This window comes from Volucribacter psittacicida, from assembly GCF_004339025.1.
Lineage (GTDB): Bacteria > Pseudomonadota > Gammaproteobacteria > Enterobacterales > Pasteurellaceae > Volucribacter > Volucribacter psittacicida.
In genome coordinates, this window is sequence record NZ_SMFT01000001.1 from 537,519 (window position 1) to 553,947 (window position 16,429).

Annotated in this window: 9 protein-coding genes; 8 read left to right on the plus strand and 1 reads right to left on the minus strand. The window is 37.6% G+C overall.

The window, feature by feature from the left end; all coding sequences use genetic code 11:
* Positions 1-3: 3 nt before the first annotated feature.
* The 8 genes from EV694_RS02455 to EV694_RS02490 all read left to right on the plus strand — a co-directional run bounded on the left by EV694_RS02455 (position 4) and on the right by EV694_RS02490 (position 15,328).
* The gene (locus tag EV694_RS02455) at positions 4-1,755 is read left to right on the plus strand and encodes a ShlB/FhaC/HecB family hemolysin secretion/activation protein (protein ID WP_132688767.1); all 1,752 of its coding nucleotides are present in this window, start codon (positions 4-6) and stop codon (positions 1,753-1,755) included.
* A gap of 33 nt (positions 1,756-1,788) precedes the next feature.
* The gene (locus EV694_RS02460; protein ID WP_132689205.1) at positions 1,789-9,681 is read left to right on the plus strand and encodes a two-partner secretion domain-containing protein; all 7,893 of its coding nucleotides are present in this window, start codon (positions 1,789-1,791) and stop codon (positions 9,679-9,681) included.
* A gap of 1 nt (position 9,682) precedes the next feature.
* A complete protein-coding gene (locus EV694_RS10985; protein ID WP_243645953.1) occupies positions 9,683-10,111 on the plus strand; it encodes a hypothetical protein in 429 nt (142 codons plus the stop codon).
* A gap of 74 nt (positions 10,112-10,185) precedes the next feature.
* Positions 10,186-10,593, plus strand: a complete 408-nt coding sequence (locus tag EV694_RS10990) for a hypothetical protein (protein ID WP_243645954.1) — start codon at positions 10,186-10,188, stop codon at positions 10,591-10,593.
* Between the two features lie 36 nt (positions 10,594-10,629).
* Positions 10,630-12,204: a hypothetical protein gene (locus tag EV694_RS10935; RefSeq protein WP_207859774.1), complete on the plus strand. Its 1,575-nt coding sequence runs from the start codon at positions 10,630-10,632 to the stop codon at positions 12,202-12,204.
* A complete protein-coding gene (locus EV694_RS02480) occupies positions 12,204-12,572 on the plus strand; it encodes a hypothetical protein (protein WP_132688769.1) in 369 nt (122 codons plus the stop codon). The genes EV694_RS10935 and EV694_RS02480 overlap by 1 nt, the downstream gene beginning before the upstream one ends.
* 26 nt (positions 12,573-12,598) lie before the next feature.
* Positions 12,599-14,275 carry a hypothetical protein gene (locus EV694_RS02485; RefSeq protein ID WP_132688772.1) on the plus strand — a complete coding sequence of 559 codons (1,677 nt, stop codon included), beginning with the start codon at positions 12,599-12,601 and terminating at the stop codon, positions 14,273-14,275.
* A 12-nt stretch (positions 14,276-14,287) separates the two neighbouring features.
* Positions 14,288-15,328, plus strand: a complete 1,041-nt coding sequence (locus tag EV694_RS02490) for an immunity 49 family protein (protein WP_132688774.1) — start codon at positions 14,288-14,290, stop codon at positions 15,326-15,328.
* A 181-nt stretch (positions 15,329-15,509) separates the two neighbouring features.
* Here EV694_RS02490 and EV694_RS02495 read toward each other — a convergent pair whose 3' ends face one another.
* A complete protein-coding gene (locus EV694_RS02495) occupies positions 15,510-16,424 on the minus strand; it encodes a siderophore ABC transporter substrate-binding protein (RefSeq protein WP_132688777.1) in 915 nt (304 codons plus the stop codon).
* Positions 16,425-16,429 lie beyond the last annotated feature (5 nt).

Here is a 16,429-nt window from a genome sequence, read left to right on the forward strand (position 1 = left end):
ATAATGAAATCTCTTCTTTTAGCTCTACTATTATGTGGTATATCCTCTAATTTATATGCCATAAATGAAACTCAGCGTCGAGAATTAAATCAACTTGATGCCATTCAACAACAACGCCAACAAGAACAACAAAATTACCAATCAGAGCAATTTCAGGCGAAATCTGATGTGCGAATGGATATCTCTACCGAAAAAGCCTCTATTCTTCCGTCAAATGAATCTCCTTGTTACCCTATTCATCAGATCACTTTACTTGATTATTCTTTGAATGCTCAAACGCAATCTAGCCAATTTTATTGGGCATTACATCAAACGACTCAGCAATTAAAGCTAAAATTACCCCATTGTTTTGGTAGTGAGGGAATAGCACTATTGATGAAACAAATACAAAATAAGATCATTGAAAAAGGCTATATCACCACACGCATTGTCGCAGAAGAACAAGATTTAACCCAAGGCACACTTCATCTCACTGTTATTCCTGGTAAAATTCGCCATACAGTGGTCGCTGATGCTAGCCGTATTCCTTGGTTTAGCAAATTAACAGCCAAAACGGCGACGACCTTTAAACAAGGGGATTTACTAAATATACGAGATATTGAACAATCCTTAGAAAATCTAAAACGGGTACCAAGTGCAGAAGCCAATATTGAAATATTACCTGCCGAAAACGATCAAGCTCAAATAGGCGAAAGCGATATAAAAATCACTTATCAACAAGGCTTTCCTTTCCATTTAAATCTCAGCCTTGATGATTCAGGCTCTAAATCTACAGGTAAATGGCAAGGAACGGCGGTATTTTCTTGGGATAATATTTTTTCTGCCAATGATTTATTTTATACCAGCTTTACCCATAGCCTAAAACGTCAAAGCGATGATGATGGCAGACGAGCAAGCCAAAATTATGGCTTTTATTATTCTATCCCTTTCGGTTATTGGGCATTTTCTGCTTCTTTCTATAAAAATCAATATCATCAAGAAGTCTTTGCCGCTTTCAATAATAACTACCTTTATTCAGGTCGCAGCGAATATACCAATCTAAACCTGTCTTATTTACTCTATAGAGATGCGGTACGCAAAACCACCGTTTCTGGCGGTTTTTGGTCACGCCACTCTCAAAACTATATTGATAAAGCAGAAATTGATGTACAACGCCGCCGTATGGCAGGTTGGCAAGTTAATCTCACACATACTGAATATATCAATGCAAGCACATTAAAACTTTCTACTGGCTTTAAATGGGGAACTGGGGTTCGCCGTTCTATTGAAGCACCTGAAGAATACTGGGGCGAAGGGACATCTCGCCCACGCATTATTACCGCTTCTATTGAGCTAAACACGCCGTTTAACATTGGTAAACAACCTTGGGCATTTAATACATTTTGGTCAGCACAATGGAATAATCGCCCATTAATTCAACAGGATCGTTTTAGTATCGGTGGGCGTTATAGCGTACGAGGATTTGATGGAGAACTCACGCTCTCTGGCGAACGAGGCTGGCTATGGCGTAATGAGATCAGTTGGAATGTGGCAAATAAAGGACAATGGATTTATATGGCATTAGACGGTGGTCGAGTAATGGGGCGTGATAAAGAAATGCGATTAGGACATCATTTAATCGGCACCGCTATCGGCATACGAGGCGGTTGGAAATTTTTTTACTATGACTTCTTTATTGGTCGTCCAATCAGCAAACCTACTGGATTTCGAGCCTCTAATAGCATTACAGGCTTTAATATAGGTATGACATTTTAATCTTAGAGTCTATTTTTATATAGGGGATAAATGATGAATAAACAATGTTTCCGAGTAATTTTTAGTAAAACATTACAACGCTTAGTGGTGGTATCAGAACTGGCAAAATCATCAGATAAATCCACCTCAAATAAACAAAGTGCGGTCAATTTTAAGCCTATTTTTGCAACATTAACATCACTGAGCTTACACTTATTCTGTGCTTTAGGTTTTGTTAGCTTTTCTACGCCTGTACTTGCTGATACATTAATTATTAAAGCCGATCCTAATGCCCCAAGAAATCAACAACCTATTGTGTTACAAACCGCTAATGGTCTTCCTCAAGTTAATATTCAAACACCGAATAACAAAGGGCTTTCCCATAATAAATATCAAGATTTTAATGTAGATAACAAAGGGGCAATTCTAAACAATAGCCATAAAGCCACACAAACTCAACAAGCAGGCTTTATTCAAGGTAATCCTTATCTTGCTAAAGGCGAAGCAAAAGTAATTTTAAATGAAGTAACCTCAAATAATCCTAGCCAGCTCAAAGGTTATCTTGAAGTCGCAGGTAGAAAAGCGGAAGTGATTATTGCAAATCCTAACGGTTTACATTGTGAGGGGTGTGGCACAATTAACGCCTCTCGATCCACAATGACCACAGGAAAACCACAAATTAAAGAGGGGCAAATCGATAGCTTTGTAGTAGAAAAAGGGAAAATTAAAGTCAGTGGTAAAGGCTTAGATAATAGCCGAGTAGATTATACCGATATTCTTGCCCGAGAAACGGAAATCAATGCTGGAATATGGACAAATAAAAAACTCAATGTGGTAACGGGCAAAAATACCATTAAACAAGCCAATCTTGAAAAGGCTGATGATGAGTTACAAATTACCCGTATTTCTGCTGAAAATATCAATGAAAATAACCCAGTATTTGCCTTAGATGTTAGCGAACTTGGTGGTATGTATGCAGGCAAAATTCATTTAGTGGGAACAGAACAAGGTTTGGGCGTGCGTAATGCTGGGCATATTGGTGCAAGTGCCGATACATTAACCATTGATTCACAAGGAAAAATTGTTAATCAAGCTATAATCAATGCTCAACAACAAATTAGCCTAAACGCTCATCAATCTATTGAAAATCAAGGACGTATAGAAAATAAAACTCAGGATATCCTGTTAAATGCCAATGAGAATATCAATCAAACAGGGAGCCTAATTGCCCAAACTGGGGCAATCAATGCTCAAGCCCAAAATATAAGCCAAAGTGGCGAAAGCATAGCCAAAGGTAAAATTAACTATAAAGCAACAGATATAAGCACTAGCCAAACCTCTCTGTTAGCGGCTGGCGTAACCACTACACAAACAACCAATGGCGCAATTCAGCAATTAGAAACACCCTCAGCACAAGGTGCCGATATTGTGATTCAAGCCAATAATCAAGCCCAACTCGCTGGTAACAATATCGCCAGTGGAGAATTAGCGGTTACCGCCCAATCCATTAATTTAGACAACAGTAAAAATCAGGCTTATAACATAGTCGTCAATGCGCAAACGGGTAATATCAATGCGAATAAAAGCCAATTAAGTGCGGTAGAAAATCTCAAAATTTCTACCCCAAAAACACTTTCTACCCAATATAGCCAGCTTAGTGCAAACCATATTCAAACCGCACAACAAGATTTAAATACACAGAATGCAGTATGGCAACAACATGGCACTGCGGACTTTAAGCTCAAGCTACGCTACCTACAAAATCAAGGAGGAGTATTTAGCACTGCTGGTAATTTTAATATTAATGCTAAAGAGATAGAGAATACACAAGGTACCATTATTTCTGCTAAAAATTTAAGCATAAATACAGAAATTCTAAACAATAATGAAGGGTTACTTAACTCTCAACAAGCTCTAATTCAAGCAGAACAAATCAATAACCAAGCTGGCACAATTTTGGCAAGAGATACTTATTTAAACGCCAATTTGGTAAATAATCAAAACACAGCGCAAAATGGCTCCTTAATTATTGCAACAAACACACTAAATATTACTGCAACACAGCTTAACAATCAGCAAACCATTGCCACCAGTACAAAACCAACTCAGGGATTACAAGGTAAAAATATTCAACTCAATGTAGCGGAACTAAATAATCAACAAGGGGGAATTTACGCAACGAATACTCTTGCTACAACAGTAAATCAACAACTCAACAATCAATCTGGTGAATTATTAGCAGGACAAGTTGTCAACATTGACTCCCTTGATAGACATTTAGTGGTCGATAACCAAAATGGTACGATTGAAGCTGGGCAACAGCTTAACTTAACCGCCAAAACCTTACAGCATGAAGGAACAATCAAAACCCAAGGCGATGCAGAAATCAACCTCACGGATAGTTTTACCTTAAATCAAGCCCTGCAAGTAGGTAATAATTTAACCTTTACCACCCAAGGGAATTTTACCAATAATGTTAAACAAGTTATCGGCAATCAAGCTATATTTAATGCTATAAATTTGCTTAATACGCAATATGCCGAAATTTCTTCAAATCGTACTATTATTAATGCAACAAACATAACCAACTACGGTTTATTAGACGGCAGCGAAAATATCATTAAAACCCAAACCTTAAATAACCTAGGAACAGGACGAGTTTACGGTAATCATTTAGCCATTCAAGCGAATAATATTAATAATCTAAAAGAGGGTGAAAAATCCGCAACCATTGCAGCACGAGAGCGATTAGATTTAGCCGTAGGCACTTTAACTAACCGAGATCATAGCTTAATTCTTAGTTTAGGTGATCTAGCGATTGGTGGGCAATTAAATGGACAACATCAAGCGGAAGGTTATGCCACATTTATTGATAATGGCAGCGCTACGATTGAAGCCTTAGGCAATGGTCAAATCAAAGCAGAACGTTTATTAAATCACGATCTCTATCTCACTCTAGGTGAACATCATAGCGATGAACGTATTATTGAATACGCCCCATCAACGAGCTCAACCCGTTATGCTACACAAAATAAAGATGGGGGAGAAGGCTATTTTGAACCCAAAAATAATGATAAGCACGATTCTAATTCCTATTTTGTATTGAAAAATGGTCAACGCATTGCTTCTCGCTATTGGACAAACTGGAATTATAATAGGCATACCGTAACTAGCACTATTGAACATCGTGATCCTGCTCAAATTTTAATTGGTGGCAATCTCTCCCTGTCAGGTGCAGATTTAGAAAATAACGCCTCTACCCTATCAATAGGTAAAACACTTTCATTAGGTGATCGTCTGTTTACCAATAATACTAATAACGAAAATTTAACTGCGGGTAATACCAGCTTAAAAAATATTGATATTGAGGGAACTATCAATATTACCGATACAGGAAGATGGGAAAGTTTTGGTAAACAACGTCATCGCTATGGTGTTAGAGGTAAAAAACGCTGGGCAATCTATGGTAGCGGTTCTGGCAATATCAATGAAATCCACCCTGTACAACATTTTAACTTTAATAAAGTATTAAATACTATTGGCAGTGAAATAGCTAGTACCAATACGAATATCCATAACCAACCTTCTGCTGAGCAAGTATTATTAAAAAATATTACCACAACAAGCACATCATTGACGGTTGAACCTAATAACATCACTATCTCAACCCCAAATCCTGTCATTTCAGGACAAGTTTCAGCCATTTCCCCTGAAAACTTAGCGAAAGGAACCTTACCTGTAATTAAAACCCACTTAACGCCAATTCACTTACCGCAGGAGAGTCTTTATCAAATCAATCCTGATGCACCGAATGGCTATTTAGTAGAAACTGATCGCCAATTTACCGATCGTAAACAATGGCTAAGTTCTGATTATATGTTTACAGCTCTGCGTTATGATCATAATAATGTGCAAAAACGCCTTGGTGACGGATTCTATGAACAACGTTTAGTCAACGAACAAATCCAACAATTAACAGGGCGCCGATTCTTAGACAATTACAGTTCAGATTTTGAACAATACAAAGCATTAATGAATAACGGCATTTATTATGCTAATAAATTTAATTTGACCCCAGGTATAGGCTTAACCGCCAACCAAATGGCACAACTTACCTCTGATATGGTTTGGTTTGTTAATCAACCTGTTACGCTGGCTGACGGTACCACCTTAGATGTACTTACACCACAAGTTTATTTGGTTTCTCGTAATACAGAGGTAACCACCGAAGGAGCATTAATTTCTGCCCGTGAAATTGTGGCAGATATTAATGGCGATATTCACAATAGCGGTACTATTGCAGGGCGAGATTTAACCGCACTTTCTGCTCAAAACATCACCCAACAAGGCAATTTATTTGGCAATAATGTGAATTTGCTTGCCCAGCAAAAACTCATCAACCTCGGTGGTAAAATCCAAGCCTTAGAGTCAGCAACCCTCGTGGGTAAAACAGGGGTTAATATTGCCAGCACCACTAGCAGTTCCGCCAATAATGATGCTTTTGGTAACCAGTTTGCTCATACTCATTTAGACAAACAAAGTGATATTTCTGTCAACGGCACATTAACCATTTATAGTCCGCAAGATGTGGTACTTAATGCTGCCAATGTGGCTGCTAATGTGATTCATATTCAAGGGGATAATGTTGAACTCGCTACCATAAACACCAGCAATAAACAGCATTATCAAGCTGATGCAGATAATTATTATCGCTTAGACCAACAACAAGAAATCGGCTCGCAACTTAACGCTCAAAGCGATATTCAAATTGTTAGCAAAAATAACACCACTTTACGTCAAGCCGCGCTCCATAGCGATAACGGCACTATCGCTATTCAAGCTGCTCAAGGTAATATCCATATTCAAGAAGGACGCAATCAAGAACAACTCGATTTTGGCGCCAAAAGTAGCCAAAGTGGTTTCCTACAAAAAACCACCACCGTTACCAAACATTTACATCAATATGATATGGCTCAAGGCTCAACCATTGATGCCAACAACATTGTATTACAAGCCGATAAGGGCAATATAAGGGTGCAGGGGTCTTCTGTGGTGGCGGAAAATCAACTTGTTGCCAGTGCAAACAATATTGATATTCAGCATGCAGAAAACAAAATTTATCAACAAGATGTTGAAAAAACCTCAAAATCTGGGCTAATGGGCAGCGGTGGGTTTGGTTTTAGTGTGGGATTACGTAAAGACACTACCGAAAATGACCAAACCCGTTACTATGCCAGCCAAAGCCAAGTGGGGAGCTTAACCGGCAACACTACCCTACTGGCAAATAACAAATACCACCAAACGGCCAGTGCAGTTACCGCCGTTGAGGGCGATGTGAATATTCAAGCCAAACAGGTAGATATTCTAGCGGCAAGTGATAAATATGATACCAATTATAAACATACTTACGAGCAAAAAGGGTTGACGATTGCTTTAACAGGTGCGGTGGTCGCTGCGTTACAAGCTGCGGATTCTACCCTCAAATCAGCTAAAACCGCTGGCGATAGCGATAGTGGACGTATTAATGCGATGGCATTAGCCAATACGGGTTTTGATGCCATGCGTACCGTTGAGGCTGTTAAAGAAGTCGGTCAAGCTATTCAAGAGGGTTCTGCCACTGGCGGAGCTGTGGGTGTGAGCATTACTTATGGACAACAAAAATCCACTCAAACCCAGCATACCGAGGGCAATACGGTAACCAAAAGTCAAGTAAATGCAGGGGGGAATGTCAATATTCAAGCCTCTGGAGCAGGGCAAAATAGCCACTTACAAATCAAAGGTGCTGATATTGCAGGTTTACAAGGTACACATCTTGCAGCCACTGGAGATATAACCATTGCTGCTGCTCAAGAAAAGCATATGGAGCGGAGTAAAAATAAATCAGAAGGCTTTAATGTTGGGGTGGCAATACAATTTGGTAATGGCATTGCGGCTGGCTTGACTGTGGGCGGAAATGCAGCCAGAGGCTATGGTAACGGCGATAGTCAGGCTTGGGTTGCTAGCCATATCGGCGATAAAAATAGTTTAACCACATTAACCAGCGGTCAAGACCTCAAAATTTTAGGTAGCCAAGTTAAAGGGCAACGAGTTGAAGTGGCTGCCAAAAATCTCAATATTGAAAGCCTACAAGATACCATGAAATATGAGGGTAAACAGGAAAGCATTTCAGGGCAAGTTACCGTTGGTTATGGTTTCTCGGCAGGTGGCAGTTATGGTCGTTCAAAAGTCAATGCGGATTATGCGAGTGTTACCACTCAAGCCGGTATTTTTGCTGGTGAAGAGGGCTACCATATTGATGTAGGAGATCACGTTAAACTAACAGGAGGAGCAATTCTTTCTCAAGCCGATTCTAGCAAAAATAGTTTATCCGCTAAAACCTTAAGTTTTGAAAATATTGAAAACTATTCAAATGCTAATGCAAGCTCTACTGGATTTGCGGGCGGATTTTCTATTGGACGAGATCAAACTTCTGAAAAAGATAAGAAAAATAATGATATTTATCGTGCAGAAAGAGAAAAAAATGGCGAAACCTTTAAAAAAGCAAATCCTAATCAAACAAATAGTAGTCCGATTAAATTTGGTATGGGCGAAAATGATGTACATAGTGCTGATCTCTATGCTATATCCAAAATTGGCTTAGTCAATCTGTTGAGCAATACCAAAACTGCTAAAAACGATTCAAGTACCACTTTCTCTGTAATTAGCGATGGACAATTTAATATTAAGGAAAAAGCTGGACAAGCCAATCTTGACCGTATTATAAAAAGCATTGACTCTGCAACAAACAGCTTACAACAGCAAGATTATCAAGCATTACAAAAAGAAGTAGATACAGCTTCAAGTATTAAAAGACGTTTTTACACCAATATATCCTCGCTTACTGATGAAGCTTATCGTACTATGTTTATTGCTGAACATCGTATGATGACTGTAAAAACTGATGAAAATGGAGAACCTATTGAAGATAGTAAACTTAAACAAGAAATTATAGATGAAGCTAAAAAAGAAGTTAATAAGAAACTTCTACGGAAAGAAATTACCGAAGATGAAATAGATAATGAAATAGATAAATATTATAAAAAAGAATTCGATAAAGGGCGTAATATTTATCAATTAAGAGAAGTTTCTGATCAAGAAAGAGAACACTTAAAACAGGTTACTTATACTGATCCAGTTACAGGGAAATCAGAAACCAGAACGGTTATTGCCTTTAATGGTATTTTCAATGATGAAAATGCAGCCGCTAAATTTGCCTCACAAAATTATGTCGCCCAAACAGGCGAAAGCGGAAATATTGATACCAAAATCTATAAAGATATTTATTTTGTACACCACCCACAAGCCTCAAACCCAATTTCAGAATTTCTTATAGCAGGTTATGAAAAAATGTTTGAAACTAGCTTTGGTAATTTATTAGGTATGGATAACTCAAGTTTACAAGCCATGAACTTAATGGAAACCTACGGTAAAGATAGGCTCTTTATTGGTTCTCATAGTCGAGGAACATTAACGGTTACAAATGCGTTAAATGCACTGAGTACCAAAGAAAATCAGAAAAAAGCCATTCTATCTGATACCAGAATCAAAATGGTAGGCCCTGCCGCTGATGTTACTCGAGCTGATAATACCTTAAGTTTATTGCAAACTGGCTCTCTAAGAAATGAATCTAATAAACTAGATTCTATCCGTATTGAAAATCATGAATCAGATCCTGTTGGCAGTGTACCATTATTATTAGGTGGCAACCCCGCAACCATGACGGATAACTGGAAAAATCGCTGGCTAGGCAAAAAACTATTGGATATGTTTAGTGATGATTCTTCTGTGCATAATTGTCATGGTTTAGGGCAAGGACAATGTATCAAAGATGGTTATCGCAAAGAGGGAGATCTAATTATGAACAAAGAAAGAACAATTTTTGAACTTAACTCAAATAAAGGAAAATAATATGAAAAAAATCATAATTATTTTATTAGCTATTTTTATCCTTCAAGGATGTATATTAGCTACGGTTTTTCCAAATGATTATTATAAATGTTCATCACTAAGTGGATGGTGCAAAGATAAACCTGAACGAGAACTATATAGCTGGGATATAAATAAAATTGAAATGGAAAAATTACGTACTTATGCAAGAGAAAATAATATCACTACATTTGATGCATGGCTTAGTAAACGTAAACAAGATATGAAAACTTGCGGTATGGATTTTGTTAGTGGATATAGTAATGATATTAAAGTCAATTTATGTTTAGAGCAAAAAGGCTGGTATCAAAAAGGCGGTCCCTATTGTGAAAATGAATTAAGATGGGATAATCCACTATGTATTGAATGGCGAGCAAAACACAGCAAACCTAATGCTAAGCCTTGGGGATAATATAACAATATACCACTACAAATCTAAGAATTGAAAACCTACATTTGAACTTAACTCAAATAAAGGAAAATAATATGAAAAAAATCATAATTATTTTATTAGCTATTTTTATCCTGCAAGGATGTATATTAGCTACGATTTTTCCGAATGATTATTATAAATGCCCATCACTAAGCGGATGGTGTAAAGATAAACCTGAACGAAAACTATATACTTGGTATTTTAACCATGATTATATAAAAAAGGGGCTAGCCGATAAAAATATAGACATTATTGATAGACGTAGAAAAGATATGACAGATTGCGGTATGGATTTTGTTAGTGGATATAGTAATGATATTAAAGTCAATTTATGTTTAGAGCAAAAAGGTTGGTATAAAAAAGGCGGTCCTTATTGTGAAAATGAATTAAGATGGGATAATCCATTATGTATTGAATGGCGAGCAAAACACAGCAAACCTGATGCTAAACCTTGGGGATAATATAGCAAGTTTTACATTGAAAGCCTACAAGACACCATGAAATATCAAGGTAAACAAATGAATGTCAGTGGGCAAGTGACCGTTGGCTATGGCGCTTCTGGCTCTGCTAGCTATAACCAATCAAATATCAATGCCGATTATGCCAGTGTGGTTGAGCAATCAGGCATTTATGCAGGTGATGAGGGCTATCAAATTAATATTGGTAACCATACAAAACTGGTGGGCGGTATGGTTACTTCCACCCAAAAGGCGGAATTAGAAAACAAAAATCACTTTAGCACAGGCACGTTAGCTAGCCAAGATATAGAAAACCATGCTAATTATAAAGGCTCGGCCTTTGGCGTTAGTGGCTCAATGGCATTTAACGCTGATTTAGGCTTAGGCAAAAATGCACAAGCGCAAAGCGATAAACAAGCCGTTAATGAAAAAGGCGAAGCCCTTTATACCAATGAGCAAGGACAACAAACCACACAAGCAAAAGGGGCGGATGGTAAGGCGAATGCGCCAGTTTTAGCGAGTGGTAAGGGTTCGCTACAAACTCAAATGGGAATAGGCTTTGGTTATGATAGTGATAGCCAATCCTCTATTACTCAAAGCGGTATTAATACCAAGAATATTTATATCCGTAATGAACAGGAGCAGCTTGAGAAAACAGGCAAAACCCTAAGCGAAACCTTAGCAGCCGTGAAAACGGAGGTTACTACCGATACCGCTGCGGCACATTCTGGGAAATTGGAAAACCATTTTGATAAAGATAAAGCCTTAAAAGAATTAAATATTCAAGTCAAGGTAACAAAAGAATTTAGACAAAATGCCTTTAGTACCATTAACGCTTATGTTGAACCTAAACAAGCAGAATTACGAGAGAAAATTAAACAAGCCAAAACAGAGGAAGAAAAGACCGCACTTTACGATGAAATTTATAAATTACAATATCAAAAACGTTTACTTGAAACAGTAGTAGGGATTGTCAGTGGCTCGCCTGATATTGCCATAACACAGGGTACATTACAACTCGCCGCAACGAGAATGCGAGAAGAAACCTTAGCAAACTCAAGAAAATTTAAAGGTATTATTGATAAGAAAACCGGCGAAGTTATGACAAATGTCTCTTATGATAGTGGCTATTTTGATGGGGTTAAATTAGGTGGGGTTAGACTTGATGTTAATGCTATTTGTGATAAAGACCGATGTCAAAAAAATTCAGACGGTTCTTTTACTTATATTGGCGATAACCAATATCAAACATTAAGGGATGTTTTAAATCCAAACTTAAATGACGATGCACGAATAAAAGGTATGTATGGACAGACAGGGGGGCTACAAGCTATACAAGGAGGTTGGTATTTTTCTAATCCGGGTATTCCTTATAAAATTAATAGTTTCTCTGACAACATAGTAGAAGCCTTTGCTGGTCCACATGACCTTTTAGGTGGGCAAGTTTGGGGGTTCTATGATAAGGACGGAAATACAATGGCTAAAGATCCTGCAACCCAATTAAGAGCAGATATTACTACAGCTGTCGCCATACCCGTTACCGCCCCTCTTGCCTTGGCGGATTTTATGAGTTCTGATTTTGTAGAAATATTAACAAAAATAGGGGGCAATTAATGCGATTATTGATAGTAATTCTTTTAGCAATGTTGATAAATTCTTGTTGGTATTCTAATGGTTGTATCTATACACCACAAATGGTACATTGCTATAACTATAACTATTTTGATTATCCTGATATAACGAAATATCAAAAACCTGATTCTTTAGGAAATACCAATAAAGAACAACGTTGGCAAGACGCTATTAGTTGTGGGGCAAAATATACTGAAGATGGTTGGGTGCATAAAACTGTTCCTCGTTTAGATGATTTTGATGAAGAAAATGTGAATGGTATTCGTAAATTTGCTTTATGTATGAAAGACAAAGGATATTATTTCGCTAATCCTACTGAATGTTGGAAAAAAAATATTTGTCATTTATAACTAATTAAATACCATGCATACGATGATTGATATTAGAACAAGCTCAACTACAAGCTGAGCTAACCCAATTAAACGACTATCTTAACGACAACCAAACTCGCTATGACCTTTGGAAAGATGGGGGCATGGGCAGAGCCTTATTGCACGCAACCGCAGGCGGGTTATTAACAGGCAATGTCAGCGGTGCTGCTGCTTCAGGTGCGACTTCCCTTTCTGCTCCACTGATTGAACAACTAAGCGATAAAGCCCAAGCCCAGTTTGGCAACGCTGGAAAAGCGGTGGTTGATATGACCGCTGGTTTAGCCATTGGGGCAACTATAGGCAAGGGTAATATGGGAGCAATCAGTGCGGGGATAAATACCGATTGGTATAATCGCCAGTTGCATCCGAGTGAAATGAAATGGATAAAAGAAAACGCAAAACAATTTGCCAAAAAACAGGGCATTTCAGAAACCGAGGCAGAGCAACAACTGATGCAACAAGCTGCACGAGAAACAGATATATTATGGAACTTAAAATTAGCTGATGAAGATGCTATGGCTAGAGAAGCTGCTGCATTTTTAGAAAAACAAAAATCAGCCACATTTATTGATAGTGATGGAAATAGTCAGCATTATTTTGTTGCGCAAGGTAATGATTTCTGGCGTCCATTAGTTTATGCCAAAGAAGCCTATCAATTTAACCTAGACAATCAGCAATTTATCAATAAAACCCTAACGGACAATGTAACACGCTCAACGTTTCAAGGGGTAAAAGATAAAGCAGGAGAAGTCTATAAAGCCATTACATCAAATCCAATAGAAATAGCAAAAAATGTTGGTACAGAACTCTTAAATAGCGCTAAAGATTGTGTTCAATCCCCGCTTGATTGTGTAATAGAAGCAGCGACTAATACAGCTAATGTGGCTGCCACAAGCGGCGCAGATATGGGGAAAAATCTTGTTAAAATTGACCAAGATAAGCTCAATGAATTATATGGCAGTGATGTTGAGGCTGATTTAGCAATTATTTCTTCATCACGGTTTGCCTTGTCAAGCTTAGAGCTTATCGCAGCTGGTAAGGCAGTAAGCGCCGCTGGAAAAGGCGTGGTTGTTGGTAGCAAAGAAGTAATTAAACAAGGTGGGCATCAGATAAACCGAGTTACCAATCGCACTGTGCTAAATCGTGTGGTAGATGAATTTGATGACAAAGTAGTTACTTCTACAGACAAGGGGTATGTTAATCCATCAAAAGTGTGCCAATCCGCCTGTGAATTAAAACCGACCAGCAATCAAGAAAGAGATCTTATTGAGAGCATTGTTAAAAATGGTGACCGCACAGGGGTCAAAACCGAGCAATTAATCACCAGCCTTGCAGAACGTTCCGGGTTTGAGGTAATCAGTGATGGTAAATATCGTGGTAATAATGGTTTTGATCATGTTTTAGTGGGCAAAGACGGCAGCATTGTGATTATTGATAGCAAACAATTAAGAAATGGGGCTATTCAGGTAAGTAATAATGCGGCGGGGAATAGCAATCAACTATCACCAGAATGGATAAGTGTAGTAGCGGGTAAATTAGCTAAACAGGATAATGAGATGTCAAAACAAATTCAGCAATCCTTGAAAGCAAATAAAGTAAAAACCATTGTTGCTGGAGTGGATAAACGAGATGGCACTATTAAGTTAATCCCCGTAAAAATACCCGATAAAGTCAAACAATAGAGGAGAAATGTTATGTCAAACAATTACAAGATATTTTTGGGTAGCGTAACAGAGCAAAATTATGAAGAATGTATTCAAAAATGTCAAAGTGAAGCTGATTATCTCTATAAAAAAGGGCATTTTGACCTCTATGAAGTGGATTTATTTAAAGGAACAAGAACTTTAAGAAATAAACCATTCAGTATGCTTGAAGAAGAGTTAAAATGCATTAAGGAGAAAAAAGAACATCCTTTATATAGTATGAGGTGGATTAGCAACTATTATGCTGCTCAAGCCTCTTTGGATTTATTGCTTAACGCCGATGTTAAGGCATTTAAAAAACATGCTTATATTGCAGGTAAATTATTAATGCTCTCACAATATGATTATCAATGGGCATACAATGATGTCAATATAAGATATTTTTTTACCAGCATTATGTCGGATAGCCCTGATTTAATTAACTTTTTAATTAAACACCGTGATGAAATCGTTTCGGTAGAGGCACCTTATAAACGCTATGATGCACGCCCTTTTTTTAATGCCAATACCTTATTGGCATTATCAGGAGAATGGGAACTATTAAAAAATAGAAGCCAAATTTTCCTCAATGATGAACGTAAAGCTCGTAATTATCTAAAACGTATACCTGATCATGAATTTTACGTTGCCCTATGTGATAAAGATATTGAGGGTATGAAAACCGCATTAAATAAATTACTCGATCTAAAAAAAGCAAAACGTGCGGTATATGATACCAATGTATGGTTTGATTTTTATTTACAACTACAGGTGTTGTTATATGCCAAAATTGCGGCTATTCACGGCTTTGATTTAGGCATTGATAGCCCTATCGCCCCTAAGGAGTTAATTGAATATAAACCGCTCAAACCACGGGAATATGAAGACCCTTACGATTTTATGAAAGAATTTGACTATAACCAGCCAATTATGAATTGGATCAATTATTGGAATGCTATTATTGAAGAAAATCAACGTGAAGCAAAAAAGAACCGTAAAAAGCCCTCTTGGTTTCAGGAATTAATATCAATTATAAAAATATTTATTAAGTAATCCTATGTGACAATGATAACGAGTTTTAATGGCTTTAATATTGAGAGTATATAGTACGTTTGCTTAATGTAATGGATAAAATCTCAATTTTTATCCATTACACCTACATTTATTATTCTTAAAAAGAATGCCAAAGTGCGGTCAGTTTTGAAATAATTTTGTATTATTCCACCCTCAGCCCCTATTTTTGCACCGCTTGCTCTAATTCTTTTACCATGGCTGCGGTAGATTCTAATCCGCCGAAAGCGAGATACCAATTTGCGGCGTCAAGATAAACAATATGATGGTTTTTATAGGCGTTGGTTTGCTTAATAATATTATTATCTAAGGTTTTTTGGGCATTATTGGCTTTATCTGTAATTGCTGCTGTGCGATCCACTACCAATAAATAATCAGGGTTTTGTTCCGCCACATACTCAAAACCGACTTTCATACCATGAGTGGAAGATTTAATTTTTTTATCCACTGGTGTGAAACCAAATTTTTGGTAAACCATAGCATAACGAGAAGTATCGCCATAAGCACTAATATTGCTTTCATTAACTAAAATTACCAAAGCATTTTTACCTGCCACTTGATTGGCTAAATGAGAAATCTGTTTCTCTAATAAAGCCACTTTTTCTTGTGCTAAGGCTTCTTTGTCAAACACTTTACCTAAGGCTAATACATTTTGGACGATGCTTTCATAATGGTGTTCATAATCGGGTTTAAGAAATAAGACTGGGGCAATGCCTTTGAGCCGATCTAACACTTTTTCTTGACGCCCTGAGGCAATAATTAAATCAGGATTTAATTCATTAATTTTTTCAAAAGCCGGTTCGGGCAATGTGCCTACATTGGCATAGTTATCATTGGTTTGGAACTCTGATAGATAAGCAGGCATACGCATTCCCTTGGAAATGCCAACAATGTGATCTTTTACGCCAAGTTCTCGCATTGTATCCGCCGCAGCATAATCTAATACGACTACACGTTGTGGGTTTTGTGGTACCACTTGTTCGCCAACAAAGGTGGTAACGGTAACGTCATTCGCTTGTGCGGTTGCCACAGCAAATACGCCAATTAATGAAGCCAGGGTTAAACGCATTTTTTTCATAGTGT